The 20,060-nt window shown below is 60.3% G+C and carries 16 protein-coding genes; 4 read left to right on the forward strand and 12 right to left on the reverse strand.

From position 1 onward, the window contains the following. Positions 1–4 precede the first annotated feature (4 nt). The 5 genes from B3729_RS03900 to B3729_RS03920 all read right to left on the reverse strand — a co-directional run bounded on the left by B3729_RS03900 (position 5) and on the right by B3729_RS03920 (position 5,738). Positions 5–460, reverse strand: coding sequence for a YaiI/YqxD family protein (locus B3729_RS03900; protein ID WP_286787107.1), 456 nt, complete (start codon positions 458–460; stop codon positions 5–7). 9 nt (positions 461–469) lie between these two features. Then, complete coding sequence (locus B3729_RS03905) at positions 470–2,383, reverse strand: FTR1 family protein (RefSeq protein ID WP_286787108.1); 1,914 nt, start codon at positions 2,381–2,383, stop codon at positions 470–472. A 213-nt stretch (positions 2,384–2,596) separates the two neighbouring features. Then, complete coding sequence (gene rhtB, locus B3729_RS03910; protein ID WP_286787109.1) at positions 2,597–3,229, reverse strand: homoserine/homoserine lactone efflux protein; 633 nt, start codon at positions 3,227–3,229, stop codon at positions 2,597–2,599. Positions 3,230–3,243: 14 nt separating this feature from the next. Continuing rightward, complete coding sequence (locus tag B3729_RS03915; RefSeq protein ID WP_233432108.1) at positions 3,244–3,828, reverse strand: mechanosensitive ion channel family protein; 585 nt, start codon at positions 3,826–3,828, stop codon at positions 3,244–3,246. After that, positions 3,828–5,738 (reverse strand): ATP-binding cassette domain-containing protein, encoded by a 1,911-nt coding sequence (locus B3729_RS03920; protein WP_286787110.1) that lies wholly within the window; start codon positions 5,736–5,738, stop codon positions 3,828–3,830. The genes B3729_RS03915 and B3729_RS03920 overlap by 1 nt, the downstream gene beginning before the upstream one ends. Before the next feature lie 162 nt (positions 5,739–5,900). Here B3729_RS03920 and B3729_RS03925 point away from each other — a divergent pair, with 162 nt between their 5' ends. The 4 genes from B3729_RS03925 to B3729_RS03940 all read left to right on the forward strand — a co-directional run bounded on the left by B3729_RS03925 (position 5,901) and on the right by B3729_RS03940 (position 9,172). Then, a complete protein-coding gene (locus B3729_RS03925) occupies positions 5,901–6,365 on the forward strand; it encodes a TIGR02444 family protein (protein ID WP_286787111.1) in 465 nt (154 codons plus the stop codon). Positions 6,366–6,376: 11 nt separating this feature from the next. After that, on the forward strand, positions 6,377–7,030 hold the full coding sequence (locus B3729_RS03930) for an FKBP-type peptidyl-prolyl cis-trans isomerase (RefSeq protein ID WP_125888650.1): 654 nt from the start codon (positions 6,377–6,379) through the stop codon (positions 7,028–7,030). Between the two features lie 161 nt (positions 7,031–7,191). Continuing rightward, positions 7,192–8,685: an aldehyde dehydrogenase gene (locus B3729_RS03935; protein ID WP_073450043.1), complete on the forward strand. Its 1,494-nt coding sequence runs from the start codon at positions 7,192–7,194 to the stop codon at positions 8,683–8,685. 295 nt (positions 8,686–8,980) lie between these two features. Then, positions 8,981–9,172 carry a hypothetical protein gene (locus B3729_RS03940; protein ID WP_074821529.1) on the forward strand — a complete coding sequence of 64 codons (192 nt, stop codon included), beginning with the start codon at positions 8,981–8,983 and terminating at the stop codon, positions 9,170–9,172. 84 nt (positions 9,173–9,256) lie between these two features. On the opposite strand, the gene gcvT is transcribed toward B3729_RS03940, so the two are convergent. From gcvT to B3729_RS03975, 7 genes are all read right to left on the reverse strand, one after another. Then, on the reverse strand, positions 9,257–10,375 hold the full coding sequence (gene gcvT / locus B3729_RS03945) for a glycine cleavage system aminomethyltransferase GcvT (protein WP_286787112.1): 1,119 nt from the start codon (positions 10,373–10,375) through the stop codon (positions 9,257–9,259). A 230-nt stretch (positions 10,376–10,605) separates the two neighbouring features. Beyond that, entirely contained in the window at positions 10,606–13,464 is a 2,859-nt protein-coding gene (gcvP, locus tag B3729_RS03950; RefSeq protein ID WP_286787113.1) for an aminomethyl-transferring glycine dehydrogenase, read from the reverse strand. Between the two features lie 10 nt (positions 13,465–13,474). Next, entirely contained in the window at positions 13,475–13,843 is a 369-nt protein-coding gene (gene gcvH / locus B3729_RS03955; RefSeq protein WP_010796676.1) for a glycine cleavage system protein GcvH, read from the reverse strand. 258 nt (positions 13,844–14,101) lie between these two features. Further along, the gene (locus B3729_RS03960; RefSeq protein ID WP_286787114.1) at positions 14,102–15,256 is read right to left on the reverse strand and encodes a glutathionylspermidine synthase family protein; all 1,155 of its coding nucleotides are present in this window, start codon (positions 15,254–15,256) and stop codon (positions 14,102–14,104) included. Beyond that, positions 15,253–15,858: a DUF1190 domain-containing protein gene (locus tag B3729_RS03965; protein ID WP_010796674.1), complete on the reverse strand. Its 606-nt coding sequence runs from the start codon at positions 15,856–15,858 to the stop codon at positions 15,253–15,255. The genes B3729_RS03960 and B3729_RS03965 overlap by 4 nt, the downstream gene beginning before the upstream one ends. A 9-nt stretch (positions 15,859–15,867) precedes the next feature. After that, positions 15,868–16,281, reverse strand: coding sequence for a DUF350 domain-containing protein (locus tag B3729_RS03970; protein ID WP_010796673.1), 414 nt, complete (start codon positions 16,279–16,281; stop codon positions 15,868–15,870). A gap of 114 nt (positions 16,282–16,395) precedes the next feature. Continuing rightward, positions 16,396–20,058 carry a hybrid sensor histidine kinase/response regulator gene (locus tag B3729_RS03975; protein ID WP_286787352.1) on the reverse strand — a complete coding sequence of 1,221 codons (3,663 nt, stop codon included), beginning with the start codon at positions 20,056–20,058 and terminating at the stop codon, positions 16,396–16,398. Positions 20,059–20,060 lie beyond the last annotated feature (2 nt).

A 20,060-nucleotide genomic window follows, 5' to 3' on the forward strand; every position in this document is an offset into this window, starting at 1 on the left:
GGCTCTACGCCGAGCGGGTCAACCGGGTAAGCAGGCGGTCGAGCGAATTGGCAAAGGCCTGCTTTTCCTTTTCCCCATAGGGCGGCTGACCGCCGCCCATCTGGCCTTGATCGCGCAGGTCCGTCATCAGGTTACGCACCGCCAGACGCTCGCCCATGTTACGGGTATCGAACTCCTTGCCGTGCGGGTCGAGCGCATCCACGCCCTTTTTCACCAACCGATCCGCCAGCGGCACGTCGCTGCAGATGACCAGATCACCCGGTTGGGCCTGCTCGACCAAGTAGTCGTCTGCCGCATCCATCCCGCTTTCCACAATGATCAACCGCACGCAGGCATACGGCGGTTTGATCTGTGGCTGGCCCGCCACCATGATCACGTTGAGCTTGCGCTTAAGGGCAAACTTGAAGACCAGCTCTTTGGCAGCCCGCGGACAGGCGTCCGCGTCGATCCAGATATGCATGTAAACCTCTTACGCGTTTCCGACAGAGCCGCCTGACACCTCACGACGGCGTTCGGCATAGCGGCTGCGGGCATAGAGTAGCGCAATGGCCACGATCGCGATGCCCTGGGCAGTCAAGGTGTAGGCATCGGCGTGGATACCCAGCCAGTCGAAATCAAAGAACGGTACCGGACGGGTGCCGATCACACCTGCTTCCTGCAGCGCTGCCACGCCATGCCCGGCGAAAATCACTGACAACAGACACAACAGGACGGCATTGGCGCTGAAGAACAGGCCCAGCGGCAGACGCATGGAGCCTCGCAGGATGACCCAGGCAAGCCCTACCAGCAGAACAACCGCGGTAATCGCACCACCTAGTACCGCCGCATGACCTGCCGGGCCGGCCTGTAGCCACAGGGTCTCGTAGAACAGGATAACTTCGAACAGCTCGCGATAGACCGAAAAGAACGCCAGCACGGCAAAGCCGAAACGACCACCGCCACCCACGAGGCTGTTCTTGATGTAGTCCTGCCAAGCGGCGGCGTTGCGGCGGTCATGCATCCAGACACCGACCCAGAGCAGCACCACACTGGCGAACAGACCGGTAATGCCTTCCATCAATTCCCGCTGGGCACCACTGATATTGAGCGCATACGCTGCCACCGCCCAGGTAGCGACACCAGCCAGCATGGCCAGGCCCCAGCCGATGTTCACGCTACGGATGGCGGACTGCTGGCCGGTCTTACGCAGGAAAGCCAGCACGGCGGCCAATACCAGAATGGCTTCCAGACCTTCACGGACAAGAATCAGAAGGCTGGCGAAAAAGCTCAGCGAGGTAGACATGCCACCACCGCTCAACAGGTCGCTGGCTGCTGCCAGTTTCGTCTTGGCTATGTCCAGGCGAGCCTGGGCTTCCTCCACGGCAAGGCCATCCTGTAAGGACTGCCGATAAGCCATGAGCGCCTTTTCGGTGTCCTTGCGCAGGGTCGCGTCCAGGTTATCCAGGGCGCTTTCCACCAGTTCGAAACCTTCCAGATAGGCTGCCACAGACAGGTCATAAGCCTGGTCATGTTCGCCTTCGCGATAGACCGCCAGACTTTTATCCAGGGTTGCCCGGGTGTAATCGATCAGCTGGACAGGGCCGCGTTGCTGCACAGGCGGCTTGGCACGCTGGGCACGGAACGCGGCAGCAGCCTCATCCCCTTGTGCGGCGGCCACTTCGGCAGGTGTGCGGCCCGCCAGCTGCGCCAGATCGAACGAGGCCGCACCCGCTTTCGCCGGGTCGGCACTAAAGCTTGCAATGTAGGACGCCACATCCCAGCGCTGACGCTCATCGAGTTGATTGGCAAAGGAAGGCATGTCCGTGCCGTCGATGCCCCGCGTGACGGTGTTGTAGATATCGTAGAGGCTCAGATGATCCATTCGCGCCGGATCGCGCAGATCGCCGGGAGGGGGTTCCAGACCGATGCCGGCCGGGCCGTCGCCCGCCCCGGTATTACCATGACAGACCCCGCACTGCTGGGCGTAAAGCGGTGCGCCACGGGTTGGGTCTGGGGTAATGGCCGGCGCCTGCGCCACGTGGTACAGCTGAGCCAATCGAGCGGCTAGCGCCCTCGCTTCCTGTCCGACCGCATCGCCGTCGGCCTTCTGCGTGATGGCCTCGCGCAGGTGGGTGACGCCCTGCTCCAACTCGGTCCGTTCAGGACGCGCCGGCAGACCTTCGATCAGGGTTTGCAAGGTATGCAGGAGATCCAGCTGATCGCGGTATTCCGCTTCCTTGATAACGGCGCCCTTATTCACCGTGGCGGGATAATCCGCGCCAAGGTAGCCCAGGATATGCAAGGCGTGGGCGGCCTCATCCTCGGGCTCGGCCTGCACAGCCGAACTGAATGAAGCAAGCAGGGGCAACAACAGTACAGCAAACAGCCGGTACAGCTTAAACATGAACGGATTCCAAACAAGAATGGATGGCATTAGCCATAGTGTTCTACTTGTAATGCTTTGTTACAAGCCTGCCGAGTCGCTGTTTTCAGGTTTTCGTCGGGAGACGGGATTGGCGTAAGGGCGCGCAACGAGATATCAACAGGCGGGGGCGCTCAGCCAAACCGCTCTAGCAAGCGGATCGGCTGGCATGAAAGGATTAGCGGTGTAGCAGACTCAGCTGACAGCTTGCCGAACCGTGGCCAGCAGCCCGGCAGCGCCCATGAATAATCCAGAGAAGACGCGGTTGGTGAGCCGCTGCTGACGTGGCGTGCGCAATACGCGCAACACCCTGGCGGCAAGACCGGTATACCCGGCCATAACGATCAGGTCGACCGTGACCATGGTAGCGCCAATGATCAGGTACTGAGCCAGCAACGGCTGACTGGGATTGATGAACTGAGGCAATACCGCCAGCATGAACACAACAGCCTTGGGATTGCTGGCATTCACCAGGAAACCACGAAAGACTAGCGAAGAGGTGCTGGCGGTAGCGCCGGGTTTGGGTGCATTAGAAAAGTCCATGGGCGCGGCTTTCCACTGCCGGATGGCGAGGTAGACCAGGTACAGCACGCCGAACCATTTGATCACCGCGAACGCCAGTTGCGAGGTTGCGAGCAGAGCCCCTACCCCGGCGGCCACGATCGCAATCTGCAGAGCAAGCCCCAACTGCAGGCCAATAGCGTTCCAGTAACCATGCCAGAAACCATGACGCAACCCCGCCGACATGGAAGCAATGGCGCCTGCGCCAGGGGAAAGACTGATCACCCAGCAGGCCAGCAGAAAGGCCAGCCATGTATGCAGCGCCATTGGTAACTCCTTTATCAGCGATCCAGGAAGGTGAAGGGTACGTCTGTACCACGCCAGCGGCGAACAGCCTTCTGGAAAAACAGCGAATTGGGAATCTGCAACAGCGCAGCTTCCTCGCTGTTGACGCCTTCGGTCATGTCTTCCAGCGTGGTATACAGCATGTTGATCGCCACGACACGTCCTTTCACGCCAGGCTTGTCCGCCGCATCGATGATCTCGACCCGATCGCCCAGCCGAAACGGCCCCACCGTAAAGATGAGCAGCGCACAGAACAGGTTGGACAGGACGCTCCAGATAGCAAAGAACGCAACTGCAGCCACCGCGATAAAGCCGGAAAGTGCCGCCCAGAGCACCGAGCCGGACACACCGAAGCGTTCTAGAACCATGAGCAGTGCACTGCCCATGATCAGCCAGCGCAGCAAGCCCCGCATGACCAGTACGAACTGCGGCGGCAAGTGATAACGCTCGCCGATGCGGGTAATGGCCCGTGCGATGAAGCGTTGCAGGATATACCCGGCAAGCAGGATAGCCAGGACCTGCACGCCCAGAATGACGCCGCGCTCCCAACCTGCCGGAATAAGAGAATGAAGTTCTTCGATCACGAGGCGTTCTCCAGTTCCAGCTGCAGACTTTCCAGCCGCTCGAGGGCTTCCAGCCAGCCTTCTTCCAGTTCGCTCTCGCGTGATTTCAGTTGTGCCTGTTCCGCCAAGGCCACTCGAAGCTCCTCTTTACGTGATGCTTCATACAGACCACTGTCGCCCAGACGTGTTTCGAGTGCGGCCAGCTTTTCCTGGACCTTGCCCAGCTCCTTTTCGAGCTTGTCTGCCTCGCGCTTGAGCGGGGCGAGCTGCTGGCGCAGCGCAGCCGCCGCCTGGCGCTGGGCACGCTTGTCGACCTTGTCGGCATTGGCATCCGGGGCAGACACGGGTTGCTGGCGGGCGCGAAACTCCACGAGCCAACGGGCATAATCGTCCAGGTCGCCGTCAAAGGCCTGTACGCGACCATCGGCGACCAAGAGAAACTCATCCGTCGTGCTCTTGAGCAGATGACGGTCGTGGGAGACCACCAGCACCGCGCCGGAAAACTCCTGCAGGGCCATGGTCAGCGCTAGGCGCATATCAAGGTCCAGGTGGTTGGTCGGTTCGTCGAGTAACAGAAGGTTGGGCTTTTGCCAGGCGATCAATGCCAGGGCCAGACGCGCTTTTTCACCACCGGAAAAATTCAGGACAGCCTCATCGCAGCGATTGCCACGGAAGTCGAATCCTCCGAGGAAATCCCGTAGCGTCTGCTCACGCTCACCCGGCGCGATACGCTGCAGGTGCAACAGCGGGCTGGCCTTGGGGTCAAGCGAGTCCAGCTGATGCTGGGCAAAGTAGCCGATGGCCAGATTCTCACCGCAGGTCAGGCGGCCGCCCAGCGGTTGCAGTTCGCCAGCCAGGGTCTTGATCAGGGTGGACTTACCCGCCCCGTTCGGCCCCAGCAGGCCGATACGGGCACCGGGCGCCAGCTGCAGCTTGACCGGGTGCAGAATGGTCTTGTCGCCATAGCCGAGGCGGCCTTCGCTCAGGTCCAGCAGCGGATTGGACAGCTTGTCGGACTCACGAAAACTGAAATCGAACGGCGAATCCACATGGGCAGGCGCCAGTTCTTCCAGCCGCTCCAGGGCCTTGATCCGGCTCTGGGCCTGGCGTGCCTTGGTAGCCTGTGCCTTGAAGCGCGCAATGAATTTTTCCATGTGCGCGCGTTGCGCCTGCTGCTTCTCGTACGCTTGCTGCTGTTGGGCCAGCCGCTCGACGCGGGTACGCTCGAAGGCAGAGTAACCGCCACGGTAAAGCGTCAGCTTCTGCTGTTCGAGGTGAACGATCTGATCGACCACGGCATCAAGGAAGTCGCGGTCGTGGGAAATCAGCAGTAACGTACCGGGATAGCTCTTGAGCCAATCTTCCAGCCAGAGGATGGCGTCGAGATCAAGGTGGTTGGTGGGCTCATCGAGCAGCAGCAGGTCGGAAGGACACATCAGTGCCTGTGCAAGGTTCAGACGCATCCGCCAGCCGCCTGAGAAGTCGCCTACACGGCGCTCCATCTGCTCCGGCATGAAACCAAGCCCAGCCAGCAATTTGCGGGCTCGGGCGTCCGCAGTATACCCATCGGCCGCTTCCAGCTCGGCATGCAGGCGCGCCAGAGCATTGCCGTCGTGCGCGGCTTCTGCCGCTACCAGCCCGGTCTGAATATCACGCAGGTGAATGTCCCCGTCTAGGACATAGTCGACCGCCAGCCGATCGAGGGTATCGACTTCCTGGCGCATGTGGGCAATTCGCCAGGCCGCCGGTAGCTGGCAATCACCGGCATCCGGCACGAGCTGCCCCCGCAGCAGGGCGAAGAGACTGGACTTGCCCGCTCCGTTGGCACCCACAAGACCGGCCTTCTGGCCTGGGTGCAGCGTCAGTTCGGCACCTTCCAGCAAACGCTGTGGGCCACGTTGTAAGGTAAGGTTATGTATTCGAATCATGGCGGCGAGTGTAGAGCCTATTGACCTGGTGAGGCGAGCCGGACAGCACCGGTGCCTTTGGAAACTGGCGAGTAAAGGCGGTTTCGCGCCCGCTGGCAAGCACTCTTCGCTGGCCGTCATGCCCATCGTCAACAGGACCGCCTTGCCTACAGGACTCTTATCATGGAAAAAATGCTCTGGCCCTATGCACTTGCGCTGTATGCCAGACCCGATGTCACCCAGGCCTGCCTGACGTTACAGAGCGCCGGCGCGGATGTTTGCCTACTGCTGACCGGTGCCTGGCTGGGCAACCGAGGCGTGGCACCAATGATTGAGCGCCAGCGGCTATTGGAGATCGTGGCGGCCCCCTGGCGGGCAACTGTTGTGGAGCCCCTGCGCGTGCTACGCACTTACTGGAAGCCAGCCGCGCAAACCGATACTGCACTCGCCGCGCTGCGTGAACGCTTGAAACAATTGGAGCTGGACGCCGAGCACGAACTGCTTACACGACTGGAGCAGGCCGGTGTAGGCTGGCCCCTTACTTCCCAGCCTGATCCGGCTGGCTGGCTGACCGCACTGGCTGGTCCGGCGGGTACGGCTGAACCTGGCGCCCTGGATACGCTTATCCAGGCTGCTCTTCATGCATGAGGATGTTGTAGATGTTACGCCTTTCGCTGTTAAGCCTGTGCCTGCTCCTTCCTCTGGCGGCGCACGCCGAGGACAAGGTCAAGGACGAGCTGGCCTATAGCCTGGGGACCGAAATCGGCAACCGCTTGAAAAGCGAGCTGCCGGATTTGCAAATCGACGACCTGATCAAGGGCCTGAACCAGTCCTACAAGGGCGAGCCGCTGGCAATGGATCAGAAAAAGATCGATGAGCTGGTGGCCCAACATGAGGAAGCGATCGACCAGCAGGAGGAATCCAGTAATGTGGAAGCCGCCAGGCAGGCGGAAACCCGCTTTCTGGTCAATGAGAAGACCCGTTATGGTGTGAAGGAATTGCCAGGCGGCGTGCTGGTAACCGTTATCCGCCAGGGCACCGGGCCGCAGCCCAAAGCCGATGGCCAGGTGCAGGTCCGCTATATCGGTAAACTGCCTGATGGCAGCACTTTCGATGAACAGCAGACTCCTCAATGGTTCAAGCTGTCCAGCGTCATTCCCGGCTGGCGCACAGCCCTGACCCAGATGCCGGTTGGCTCGCAATGGCGCATCGTGGTGCCCTCGTCACAGGCCTATGGCGATGAAGGTGCCGGAGATCTGATCCCGCCTTATTCGCCACTGGTCTTCGAGGTCACGCTGGAGGCCACCCGCTAGGATCGAAAAGTGTTCAATAATTTGAACATATCAGCCTTGTAACAAAGGCTTTGTTAAATATTGCTAACACCCTTGGGCTGGTTTAGGGTGGCTGACAGCTTTGCGGATGCGCCAGGCTTCACGGCCACCGCCTCTTCTACCCTGTTTGAGAGGAAACCAGCATGAGCACGCCAACCCGCGCCGAATGGGAACAGCGCTTCCAGAGTCTAACCATTGAAGGCCGCGCCTTCATCCAGGGCGAATACTGTGATGCCGCCTCCGGTGAGACCTTTGACTGCATCAGCCCCGTCGACGGCCGCTTTCTGGCCAAGGTAGCAAGCTGTGATGTTGCCGATGCCGACCGGGCAGTTGCTAGCGCCCGTGCCACGTTCGAATCCGGCGTCTGGTCGCGCATGGCACCCGTCAAGCGCAAAGCGATCATCATCCGTTTCGCCGATCTGCTCGAGCAGCACGCTGCAGAGCTTGGCCTTCTGGAAACGCTGGATATGGGCAAGCCCATCAGCGACTCCTATCACATCGACATTCCACTCTCCGCCCGCGCCCTGCGCTGGAATGGCGAAGCCATCGACAAGATCTACGATGAAGTCGCAGCCACTGCCCACGACGAGCTGGGCCTCGTCACGCGTGAGCCAGTGGGTGTCGTTGCCGCTATCGTGCCGTGGAACTTCCCGCTGATGATGGCCTGCTGGAAGCTCGGCCCGGCCCTGGCGACCGGTAACTCGGTCGTGCTCAAGCCTTCCGAGAAGTCCCCGCTGACCGCTATCCGTATTGCCCAGCTGGCCATCGAGGCCGGTATTCCGGCGGGCGTACTCAACGTGCTGCCAGGCTATGGTCATACCGTAGGCAAGGCGCTGGGCCTGCACATGGACGTGGACACCCTTGTGTTTACCGGATCGACCCGCACCGCCAAGCAGCTGATGGTCTACGCGGGCGAATCCAACATGAAGCGCGTTTGGCTGGAAGCGGGCGGCAAGAGCCCGAACATTGTGTTTGCCGATGCACCAGACCTGGAGGAAGCCGCCAAGGCAGCAGCCAGTGGCATCGCCTTCAACCAGGGCGAAGTCTGTACAGCCGGATCGCGCCTACTGGTCGAGCGCTCGATCAAGGATCAGTTCTTGCCGTTGGTGATCGAGGCGTTGAAAACCTGGAAACCAGGCCACCCGCTGGACCCGGAAACCAATGTCGGCGCCCTGGTGGATACGCAGCAGCTCAATACCGTGCTTGGCTACATCGAAGCCGGTCACGCTGACGGTGCTCAGCTGGTAGCTGGGGGCAAGCGCACCCTGGAGGAAACCGGTGGTGTGTATGTGGAGCCGACCATTTTTGATGGCGTTTCCAATGCCATGAAGATTGCTCAGGAAGAAATCTTCGGACCGGTACTGTCTGTCATTACCTTTGACACGGCTGAGGAAGCGATCAAGATCGCCAACGACACCCAGTACGGATTGGCCGCGGCGGTCTGGACGCGTGACATCTCCAAGGCGCATCTGACAGCCAAGGCGCTACGGGCCGGCAGCGTATGGGTCAACCAATATGATGGTGGTGACATGACAGCCCCCTTCGGTGGCTTCAAGCAGTCGGGCAATGGGCGGGACAAATCGTTGCATGCCTTCGACAAGTACACCGAGATCAAGGCGACCTGGATCAAGCTATAAGCCGATCGACCTTTTCTGCGCTGCGCTTATCATTGCCCTGCCGCAATTGAGCGTAGCGCAGTACCCTTACCAGCCCAGCCCCAGCGCTCCTATAAGGGGTAGTTTTGCGTCATCGTTGCTGCTGTCGCGTACCTGTTCAGGGTGGAAACCTATGGCGAAGCGAATTAATAAGGCCTGATTTGCTTTGCCGATCACGCTTCTGACTAACGGTGTGAGCAAATCCCTCTCTAGCCTGTCTCTAGCGACAGCGCGTACTATGCGCGCCGGTCAATCCCTTAACGAGCAGGACATGCGTATGAGAGAGTACACTTTGGGTCAGCCTGCCATGCAAGGGGTGGGCTATCAGCAAGCCGATCGTTCTGTCAGCCAGTCGATCCAGGCCGCTATCAATGTACAGCGCAACCGCGTGACCAGTCAGGTCCAGCGGATCAACGATCAGTTGTGGGAAGTTTGGCCCGATGGCCGTCGTAAACTGCTGAATCGCTGAAGCAATGGATGTAAGAAAGCCGTGCCGGTTTGACCGCGCACGGCTTTTTTGTACCTGCCTTTCTGAACGCCACAACCGGAAGGCTTATCCTCGGTAATAGCGCTGCGGTACGAAAGGCATCCTGGCGACCTTAACGGCAACCGGCTTGTTGCGCACCATGGCAAACAGCTCAGTGTCCAGCGCTGCATAGGCGTTGTCGACATAACCCATCGCAACCGGCGCACCCAGGGTTGGGCCAAAGCCGCCACTGGTCACCCTTCCGATCACCGCACCGTTTGCGTCCACCAGTTCCGCACCCTCACGGACCGGCACCCGCTCCTGTACCAGCAGACCGACACGCTTACGCGCCACACCATTCTGTTGCTGGGCAAAGATGGTCTCGGCGCCAGGAAAACCACCGGCCCTCGCACCGTCTGCGCGACGCGGCTTGGATAGCGCCCAGACCAGACTGGCTTCAACCGGCGTTGTCTGCGTATCCATATCATGGCCGTACAGGCACAGGCCTGCTTCCAGACGCAGGGAGTCACGCGCGCCCAGGCCAATGGCTTGTACTTCCGGCTCGGCCAGCAGGGCTCGGGCCAGTGCTTCGGCGCCTTCTACCGGCACGGAAATCTCGAAGCCGTCTTCGCCGGTATACCCACTGCGGCTGACGATGCAGTCGTAATCCAGCAGCGTGACGCGGGCAATGTTCATGAACGTCATGCCGGACACCTGCGGCGCCAGTCGCGCCAGCACGGCCACGGCTGCCGGTCCTTGCAAGGCAAGGAGTGCCCGCTCTTCGAACAGAGGTTCGACATGGCAGCGCGAGCCGATGTGCTCTTTGAGATGCGCCAGATCCTGGTGCTTGCACGCGGCATTCACGACCAGATACAGGCAATCGCCCAGGTTCGCGACCATGAGGTCGTCGAGAATGCCGCCCTGCTCGTTGGTGAACAAGGCGTACCGCTGCATGCCTACCGGCAGGCCTACGATATCGACCGGAACGAGCCCTTCCAGCGCAGCGGCGGTACTGTCGCCCGTCAGCAGGATCTGGCCCATGTGGGAAACGTCGAACAATCCGGCTTGGGCGCGGGTGTGCTGGTGCTCCTTGAGCACGCCAAGGGGGTATTGCACCGGCATGTCATAACCGGCGAACGGCACCATGCGTGCACCCAGTTCAAGGTGCAGGGCATGGAGTGGGGTTTTGAGCAGTGATTCGGTCATGGGGACTCCTTCATGAGTCGTGCAGTCGCGTCCAACGCGAGCAAAAGGGCCGGTCAGGCATGGCTAACGGCACACCGCGCCAAGCATGGACGTGCCTTACAGTAAAGCCGTAACGGTGAAAACCGCGTTGAGGCCATGTGCCCGGCCAGTTGACAGGCATCACGGCGCTCCATCTCCTCCTGCGGAATAGGCAGGAGGAGATGGGCAAGGTGATACGCATCCGCTGCGGATCACGCGTCCTGATACGCCTCGATCGGCGGGCAGGAGCAGATCAGGTTGCGGTCACCGTACACATTGTCGATCCGCGCCACGGGCGGGAAGTACTTGCCGTTTACCAACGATGGCAACGGGTACACCGCCTGTTCGCGGCTGTAGGGATGCGTCCATTCGCCGGTCAGCTCACGTGCGGTATGCGGCGCGTTCTTGAGCGGATTGTCATTGGCATCCAGCGTACCGGCCTCGATGGCACGAATCTCTTCGCGAATGGCGATCATGGCGTCGCAGAAGCGATCCAGCTCGGCCTTGGACTCGCTCTCGGTCGGCTCGATCATCAGCGTGCCGGCTACCGGGAAGGACATGGTAGGCGCATGGAAGCCAAAGTCGATCAGGCGCTTGGCCACATCGTCCACGGTCACGCCACTCGTTTCCTTGAGCGGACGCAGATCGAGAATGCACTCGTGCGCCACCAGGCCGCCTTCACCCGAGTACAGCACCGGGTAATAGGTTTCCAGACGACGGGCAATGTAGTTGGCATTCAGGATCGCAATCTGCGAGGCACGGGTCAGCCCCTCGCCGCCCATCATCTTCATGTACATCCAGGAGATGGGCAGGATGCTCGCGCTGCCATAGGGCGCTGCCGATACTGCACCCTCCTTGCGCTCGAGCCCGGCATGACCCGGCATGAACGGCGCTAGATGGGACTTCACACCAATCGGGCCTACGCCCGGACCGCCACCACCGTGCGGGATGCAAAAGGTCTTGTGCAGGTTCAGGTGAGACACATCTCCGCCAAACTTGCCCGGCGCGCACAGGCCCACCATGGCGTTCATGTTGGCGCCATCAATGTAAACCTGACCACCATGCTCGTGAACGATGCTGCAGATCTCGCGGATCGCCTCTTCGAACACACCGTGAGTGGAAGGATAGGTAATCATCAGCGCGGCCAGATTGGCAGCGTGCTGCTGGGCCTTGGCACGCAGATCACCCACATCCACATTGCCGCGGCTGTCACAGGCCACCACGACCACACGCATACCGGCCATCGAGGCGGTTGCCGGGTTGGTGCCATGGGCAGACGACGGGATCAGACAGATATCGCGCTGGGTATCGCCGCGGCTTTCATGATAAGCGCGAATGGCCAACAGGCCCGCGTATTCACCCTGGGAGCCGGCGTTGGGTTGCAGGGAGATGGCGTCGTAGCCCGTAGCGGCGCATAGCATCTGCTCCAGCTCGGCGGTCATCTGGGCATAGCCCTCGGTCTGGTCGGCTGGTGCGAAGGGATGCAGATTGCCAAATTCGGCCCAGGTGATCGGAATCATCTCGCTGGCCGCGTTGAGCTTCATGGTGCAGGAGCCCAGCGGGATCATGGTGCGATCCAGCGCCAGATCCTTATCCGCCAGGGTGCGCAGGTAGCGCATCAGCTGAGTTTCGGAGCGGTATTGGGAGAAAACAGGGTGCGTCAGGAAGGCGGACTGACGACGAAGCGTTGCCGGCAAATGCTCCTCGGCCTGGTCCAGCAGGCTATCCAGGGAAGGCACGGGCTGGCCATCGCTGAAAAGCTCCAGCAGGGTCATGACGTCTTCGACTGTGGTGGTCTCGTCCAGCGAAACCCCCAGGTCGGTGTCACGGATCACGCGCAGGTTGAAGCCTTTGGCGCGGGCCGCTTCGTGAATCGCATTGGTTTTGTCGCCAAATACCAGCGTCAGCGTATCGAAAAAGGTTTCCTGGGTGCGATGGCCTAGTGCATGCAGACCGGTCGCCAGCAGGGCAGTCAGGCGATGAATGCGCGTAGCGATGTGCTTGAGACCTTCCGGACCGTGGTAGACGGCATACATGCTGGCAATGTTGGCCAGCAGGACCTGAGCTGTGCAGATGTTGCTCGTCGCCTTCTCACGACGGATGTGCTGCTCACGGGTCTGAAGCGCCAGCCGATAGGCCGGGTTGCCATGACGGTCAATGGATACGCCCACCACACGGCCGGGCATGTCACGCTTGTATTTGTCCTGAGTGGCAAAATACGCGGCGTGCGGGCCGCCAAAGCCGAGCGGTACGCCAAAGCGCTGGGCCGTGCCGATAGCGACATCCGCGCCAAACTCGCCGGGTGGGGTCAACAATGTCAGGGCCATCAGGTCAGCTGCGACGGCGACCAGGGCACCCGCCTGATGGAAGGCCTCGATGACTTCACGGTAATCGCGGATTTCGCCCGTGGTCATCGGGTACTGGAACAGGGCACCAAAGAAACGGCCGTGATCGCCGATGTCCGTTTCCACACCCACTACGATTTCAATACCCAGCGGCTCGGCGCGGGTGCGGATCACATCGATGGTCTGCGGGTGGCAATGCAGGGAAACGAAGAAGGCCTCGGCCTTGCTTTTGGACAGACGACGGCAGAATGTCATGGCCTCGGCGGCAGCCGTGGCCTCGTCCAATAGGGACGCATTGGCTACAGGTAGCCCGGTCAGATCGCCGATCAATGTCTGGAAGTTCAGCAGTGCCTCCAGACGACCCTGGGAGATTTCCGGCTGGTAAGGCGTATAGGCCGTGTACCAGGCGGGATTTTCCAGCAGGTTGCGCAGGATGGGCGCCGGGGTATGGCAGTTGTAATAGCCCTGTCCGATAAAGGACTTGAACAGCTTGTTCTTGCGGGCGATGCCACGCAATTCGGCCAGGGCGTCGGCTTCGGACAGCCCCTGGGGCAAATCCAGTACGCTGGTGCCCTTGATGCTATCCGGGATGACCTTGGCTGTCATGGCGTCCAGCGAATCGTAGCCCAGCAGGTCGAGCATGGACACGATGTCCAGCTCGCGCGGGCCGATGTGGCGCGAAATGAATTCGTCAGCGGTGCTGAATGAGTCGCGAAAATCGGTCATGGTCACCTCCTCAAGCCTTGATCAATTGAGCGTAGCCGTCTTCGGTAAGCAGCGTGCCGAGTGCTTCTGGATCGGCAGGACGCATGCGAAAGAACCAGCCGGCATCGAGAGGGTCCTGATTGACTTTCTCAGGGGCATCGCCAAGCGCTTCGTTGATTTCCAGGATCTCGCCATCGATCGGCATGGCAATGTTGCTGGCAGCCTTGACCGACTCCAGTACCGCCACCTCTTCGCCCTTGGCGTAGGTGCGCAGCTCCGGCAATTGCACGAAGACCAAGTCGCCCAGCGCATCCTGAGCATAATCTGTAATGCCTACGGTTACAGTGCCATCGGCTTCCAGACGCAGCCATTCGTGTTCTTCGGTAAAGCGCATAACCATTGCAGACTCCTGAATAGGGGTAACCCAGCTGGGCACTAGCTGACCTCCTTCATAGCAAGGCAGATGCCAAGGTCTTACCGATGGCGCAATGCCAGAGCACGCGCGGCCTACAGGAAAATGAAGCAATAAAAGGTACTGTAACGAAAGTGCTACACCCTATGGAAAGAAGTCTGCCAGAGCCCTTGCGAGCCCAGAATGGACAAGGCTTTTCCAGCGGTCGTATCGAATTCATTACAGCGCAATGAATTCGATACAGATTTAATCCAGGATGAAGTGGGGCAGGAAGCGCGAGCTGTCTTGGGTAATCAATGTTGCATCCTCACGGATACCCACCCCACAGGCCGTGTCACCTACCACCCAACTGCCAATAACAGGATAGTTACCGGAAAAACAAGGCAACGGGTGACATTGCTGCACGATGCAAGGACCCGCATACGGGCCGGGCACGTCCAGGCGAGTACCGTCCAGGCTATGCAGCTCGATATTGGCGCCCTCCCGCGAGAACAGCGGCTTGCGCACCCAGCCTGGCGCGACCGGACTACCGGCCTCTTTATCGAAAAAGGCTGGAAGCAGATTGGGATGCCCTTCATGCCGCTCCCACAGCAAGGCCAGAATACCTTTGTTGCTGAGCAGCGCCTTCCACGGCGGCTCATAGAATTGCGTAAAGGAGCTGGGAATAGAATGTCCAAACGCCTCGTCCAGCATGAACTCCCAGGGGTAGAGCTTGAACAGTGACGGGATGAATTCATCGTTCAGGTCCACAAACCCCTGTGACCTGTCCAGCCCGATATCCTCCACAGCGATATAACGCGTCTGAATACCCGCCTGGGTGGCACAGTCCCGCAGATATTCGACCGTGCCGCGGTCCTCCAGCGACTCTCTTACCGAGGCCAGATACAGGGGCTGATGCGGTCGCAAGGCGCGAATCGTCTGGATCAGCTGCTCCTGAATGCTGTTGTACTGATCCGCCCCGGCGGGAAGCCTGCCCGCCTGCTGCATCTGCTCCAGCCATAGCCACTGGAAAAAGGCTGCCTCGTACAGCGAGGTCGGCGTGTCGTAATTCAGCTCAAACAGCTTGGCCGGTCCCTGACCGCTATAGGCCAGATCCATACGGCCATACAGATGGCGGTCCCGACGTTTCCAACTGGCAGCCGCACACGCCCAGAAGTACTCCGGTACAGCCAGACGCAAGAGCAGTGCCTCGCTGCCGACGATCTCGTCGACCAGTGCCATGCACATCTGATGCAACTCGGCCGTAGGGGCTTCCAGATCGTTTTCGATCTGCTTCAGGCTGAACTGGTAAGCAGCCCGCTCATCCCAGTAGGGTTCGCCATCAAAGGTGTGGAACAGAAAGCCAAGCTGCTCCGCCTGTTCGCGCCAATCCGGGCGCTCGGTCATCTCGATCCGCTTCATGATCCGCTCGACCGTGACGAGTAGGAGGCTGCCCGTGCACCAAAGCCGCCCCGGCTGACGACCCTAGACTCGCTGGAGGCATAGGCGCTCTTGTTCAGATAGGCGATACCCGGTCGTGAACCGACCACCTCGTTATTGGCAGTCCGGTAATGCGCCAGGTCGTCCCGTGACTGGTACAGCGGCTGGCTGGGAAAGGTACGCGTGTACTCGCGCTGGCGTTGTCCTCCGCTGACGCTACTGGAATAACCATAAGAGGCACCGCCCGAGGACGACGATTCGCTCTCCCGCGGAGGGCGCTGGCCCAGCAGAAAGCCGGTCATGAGCGGAACGTAGAACGAAGACCGGGGCTCCAGCAGCTCGCAGCCATTGGTACCAAAGTCGATCTCGCATTCACCCAGGGAGGCGTAACGCGGCGCACTGCGGTGATGGACCGCGCGGGAAGATTCATACTCCGAGGAGCAGAGGCTGGGCGTGAAGGTGCCGTCGCGGATGCACTCGGCAACGGATCGGTACAGATAACCCGGCTTGGGTTGATCACACCCGGCCAGCATGAGGGGTGTGACTCCAACCAGTACCAGCTGGATAGCTCGGCTGCGTTTCATGCCCTGCCCTCACCCGCTGATGGCAGCGGCATTAAGCACGCCAATCGATACAGACATCGTCGCCACGAGAATACCGCTGGCCATTTCGTTATTGCTAAGCCGTTGGGGCAGCCCCGGCACGAGAAGGCGCAGCACGACGAATGTAACCAGCTGAGCGACTGCTGCGATCAGGGCCCAGAGCAGATAGTCCAGCGCACTGACTGATACCCGCATCGCGCTGGCCAACGGCAGGACGAACCCCAACAGCGTGCCACCGAACGCCAGGGCCGCCGCTGGCACGTTGTTGCGAATCAGCTGCCACTCACGGTGTGGAGTAAGCCAGCTGAAAGTGAAGGCAAACGCGCCCAGAAGCGCGAGCGAGAGAATGAAATAAATGGCGAACGCCGGCAGACCACTGAGGTAGTCAAGCACGCTGGCAAGCATGGGACACTCCTTGTCACGAATGAGCCGGCAGGCTAAGGCACCTGCCGGGGGCGCGCATTTTCGCAACTTCGCGCCCGTTCATCCATGCTCTCTATCCGCCAGCCGCTCCGCTGGTCACTCCCCCTTGCTACGGTGGACCATGTCCTGCACGCGGGCTGCCAGCATCTCGATCGGGAAAGGCTTGGTGATCATGGCCATGTTTGGCTCCAGAAACCCATTGGCAATCACCGCATTTTCCGCATACCCGGTCATGAACAGGACCTTGAGGTCTGGCCGCGTGACCCGGGCCGCATCAGCCATCTGCCGCCCATTGATGCCCGGTAGACCAACGTCGGTTACCAGCAGGTCGATGCGCAGATCGGACTTGAGTATCTCCAGACCGGAAGGGCCGTCGACAGCCTCCAGCACCCAGTAACCCAACTCACTCAAGACCTCTACCACCAGGCTGCGGACAGCATGCTCGTCTTCAACCACCAGCACGACTTCGCTGGCCTCGGACTGCCGACTCAACGATACCGGCTGCCGGACCTGAGGTTCTTCCCTGCGCTCACCGTAGTAGCGCGGCAGGTACAGCTTGATGGTCGTACCCCGACCAACCTCCGAGTAGATCTTGGCTGCCCCTTCCGATTGCCGGGCAAAGCCATAGATCATCGACAGCCCAAGCCCGGTCCCCTCGCCCAGCGGCTTGGTCGTAAAGAACGGGTCGAACGCCTTGGCGATAACATCTGGAGTCATCCCGGTTCCGGTGTCGGTCACGCTGATGCAGATGTACTGGCCAGGCTTGATGTCCCGATCACGAGACGCATAGGCCTCGTCCAGATGAGTGTTGCTGGTTTCGATGGTCAGCCTGCCTCCGTCCGGCATGGCAGCGCGGGCATTGATGGCCAGATTGAGGATGGCGTTTTCCAGCTGATGAGGATCACACAGCGTCAGCCAGAGCGCCCCCGTCTTGACGATTTCCAGCTGCACCGATTCACCCATGGTGCGGTGCAATAGATCATCCATACCGGTGATCAGGTCATTGGCATTGACGACTTTGGGCACCAGCGGCTGCCGGCGGGAAAAGGCCAGTAGCCGGTGCGTCAGAGCGGCCGCTCGACTGGCCGAGGACATGGCCGTGCTGGCGAAGCGGTCAAGATCCGCCAATTTGCCCTGTTGGATTCGCATGCGGATCAGGTCGAGCGAGCCGATGATCCCGGTCAACAGGTTGTTGAAGTCATGGGCAATACCGCCTGTGAGCTGGCCAACCGCTTCCATTTTCTGGCTCTGGCGGAGTTGCTCCTGCGCCTGGGCCAGCTCGGCTGCTGCCACTTTTTCCGACTCGATATCACGGCCAACCGCATGGATGTAGCGCGCATCGGGCACTGCGGTCCACGAAAGCCACCGGTAGCTACCATCCTTGTGCCGATAGCGGTTCTCGAACCGCAGTGTGGTATGCCCAAGGGAAAGTTTGCCCACTTCAGCCAGGGTGCTTTCCACATCGTCGGGGTGAACGAAATCCAGCAGCACCTTGCCCAGCAGTTCATCTTCCTGCCAGCCCAACAGGTGCTTCCAGGCCGGATTGGCGGCCATCACGACGCCGTCAAAGCGCGCGACCAGCATCACATCGGTGGTCAGGCGCCACATGCGGTCAAGGTCTGCGGTACGCTCGGCCACCCGCTGCTCCAGGGTCTCCGTCAGGCGCCGGGACGCTTCCTCCGCCTCCTTGCGGTCATGGATATCACTGTTATTGCCCATCCAGCCGGTGACGTTTCCAGCCTCGTCACGCAGGACCTCCGCACGGATATCGAACCAGCGATAGGCCCCGTCCTTGCGCCGTAGCCGTGCTTCAAGCTGATAGAACACGCCTCGGCTGCGGGCATCGAGCCAGACATCCAGGAGCCGCTGGGTGTCATCAGGATGAATGACTTGCGCCCAGCCCATCGGCAGCGCTTCTTCTGGTGTCTGGCCGGTGTAGTCGTACCAGTAACTGTTCAGGTAGCTGAGCGAGCCATCAGGATTGCCGAACCAGACGATGGCAGGTGACAGGTCTGTCATTTGCCTTAGTCGCGTCTCGCTGACTTCCAGCCGCCGTAAGGTCCGCCGCTGCTCGGACAGATCGCGCGCAATGGCAGCAATCCCCATGACCTCGTCTTGTTCGTCCCGTATCGAGAAGACGGAATAGTGGACCGGGATGGCCGCTCCGGTGTGATGATGGCGGAACCGAAATTCGCCTACCCACTTGCCCTCGTTCAAAACGGTCGGAAGAATGGTCGACTCGGCAAAGGCACGATCCTCAGGCAGGAAATAATCCAGCACATGGCTCTGCCTGACCGCCTCTTCATTGGCCAGCCCGACCATCCGACGTCCGGCCTTGTTGACAAAATAGGCCTGGCCGTCCGGCGCAGCGATACCAATGAAGTCATCCGACTGCTCAACGATCATCATTGCCCGGCGCCAACCCTCATAGGCACGGACCTGCTCGCTGTTATCCACGATCGTGCAGATGGCGCCCTGCGGCTTGCCATCCTGAAAAATGGCCTGGGCCCGATACTCTACAGGGATACAAATACCGTCACGCCGGTAGAAGGCACCGTCCGCCACGTATTCAGCAGTCCCCTCGCGGGCCGTGCGATAAATGGGATGATCCGCCATCACCTGGCGGGCCTTCTCATGAGCCGGATCAATCAGCTCTTCCAGGCGCCACCCGACAATATCCTTTTCACTTTCGGCGCCGAACAGCCTGACGAAAGCGACGTTGCACAGGGTAACCACGCCGTGCTGGTCGATTGAATAGAATCCTTCAGAAATCGAATCCAGCAGCAGGCGATAACTGTCGCGGCTGGCGCGAAGCTCCTGTGCGGCCAGACGCTGCTCGGTACGGTCACGGAGAATCTTGATGAATCCGTCGACCTGATCGGATGCATTCCTGAGCAGCATGAGTTCGCCACTTGCCCAGAAGCGCTGCCCGCTTTTGAGTACATGCCAGCGCTCATCCATGCAGCGCCCCTGCTCCAAAGCTGTATGGCGCTCCTTTTCAGGGATATGGGCAGCGCGGTCTTCAGGTGTGAAGATGATCGCAGCAGGCTTGCCCAGCACTTCCGCCTCTGTCCAGCCAAGCGTGCGACAAGCACCTTCATTCCACGTGGTGATGTGGCCCTCAAGGTCCATGCAGAAAATGGCGTAATCCACTGCGCTGTCGAGAATCTGTTCGCGCTGGGAAGCCGCGTGTTCTGCATACTGCTGCTCTTCAGCCTGGCGGGCCCTGTTTCGCTCGACGGTAAGGCCGTGAATCTCCAGTTGCGCCACGGTTGAACGGGCCAGCTCCTGAAACAACAGGCGCTGCGTAGCATCCAGTCGGCGTGGCACTGTGTCCATGAGGCTGAGCACACCAACAGGCACACCCGCAGCCGTTTTCAGCGCAACCCCTGCATAGTAGGACGAACCGGTACTGGCATTCAGGGCCGATGGCGGAGTAAAGCTCAGATCGCCCCTCGGCTCGCTGAACTCCAGAATATCGGTCGCCGTTAATGCCTCTTCCCAGGGCGCATAGGCCTCGGCCGTAGGACAGCCGCCCTGCTCCGCGGCCAGCCAGAGCCCTTCTGCATCACATAAGTGGATGACGGCTTGCGAAACGGAATAGGTCTCCTGGGCTCGCCGGGCAATATCGGCAAGTTCGGGCAAATGTGGATGGGCTAACAGGCCGTAGCGTTCAAGCGCATCCTGTAGCGCAGCAGGTGGCTGCTCGGGGTCTTGGTGAGCGTTGGTCATGTACAACTGGGTCGTGTTTGGGGGCATAA

The organism is Pseudomonas sp. UBA3149, assembly GCF_002364655.1.
GTDB classification, from domain to species: Bacteria; Pseudomonadota; Gammaproteobacteria; order Pseudomonadales; family Pseudomonadaceae; genus Chryseomonas; species Chryseomonas luteola.

Bases quoted from the DNA above. Each gene is read 5' to 3' on its own strand.
- B3729_RS03900 (WP_286787107.1), bottom strand. From the start codon at position 460: ATGCATATCTGGATCGACGCGGACGCCTGTCCGCGGGCTGCCAAAGAG.
- B3729_RS03905 (WP_286787108.1), bottom strand. From the start codon at position 2,383: ATGTTTAAGCTGTACCGGCTGTTTGCTGTACTGTTGTTGCCCCTGCTT.
- rhtB (WP_286787109.1), bottom strand. From the start codon at position 3,229: ATGGCGCTGCATACATGGCTGGCCTTTCTGCTGGCCTGCTGGGTGATC.
- B3729_RS03920 (WP_286787110.1), bottom strand. From the start codon at position 5,738: ATGATTCGAATACATAACCTTACCTTACAACGTGGCCCACAGCGTTTG.
- B3729_RS03925 (WP_286787111.1), top strand. From the start codon at position 5,901: ATGGAAAAAATGCTCTGGCCCTATGCACTTGCGCTGTATGCCAGACCC.
- B3729_RS03930 (WP_125888650.1), top strand. From the start codon at position 6,377: ATGTTACGCCTTTCGCTGTTAAGCCTGTGCCTGCTCCTTCCTCTGGCG.
- B3729_RS03935 (WP_073450043.1), top strand. From the start codon at position 7,192: ATGAGCACGCCAACCCGCGCCGAATGGGAACAGCGCTTCCAGAGTCTA.
- B3729_RS03940 (WP_074821529.1), top strand. From the start codon at position 8,981: ATGAGAGAGTACACTTTGGGTCAGCCTGCCATGCAAGGGGTGGGCTAT.
- gcvT (WP_286787112.1), bottom strand. From the start codon at position 10,375: ATGACCGAATCACTGCTCAAAACCCCACTCCATGCCCTGCACCTTGAA.
- gcvP (WP_286787113.1), bottom strand. From the start codon at position 13,464: ATGACCGATTTTCGCGACTCATTCAGCACCGCTGACGAATTCATTTCG.
- gcvH (WP_010796676.1), bottom strand. From the start codon at position 13,843: ATGGTTATGCGCTTTACCGAAGAACACGAATGGCTGCGTCTGGAAGCC.
- B3729_RS03960 (WP_286787114.1), bottom strand. From the start codon at position 15,256: ATGAAGCGGATCGAGATGACCGAGCGCCCGGATTGGCGCGAACAGGCG.
- B3729_RS03965 (WP_010796674.1), bottom strand. From the start codon at position 15,858: ATGAAACGCAGCCGAGCTATCCAGCTGGTACTGGTTGGAGTCACACCC.
- B3729_RS03970 (WP_010796673.1), bottom strand. From the start codon at position 16,281: ATGCTTGCCAGCGTGCTTGACTACCTCAGTGGTCTGCCGGCGTTCGCC.
- B3729_RS03975 (WP_286787352.1), bottom strand. From the start codon at position 20,058: ATGCCCCCAAACACGACCCAGTTGTACATGACCAACGCTCACCAAGAC.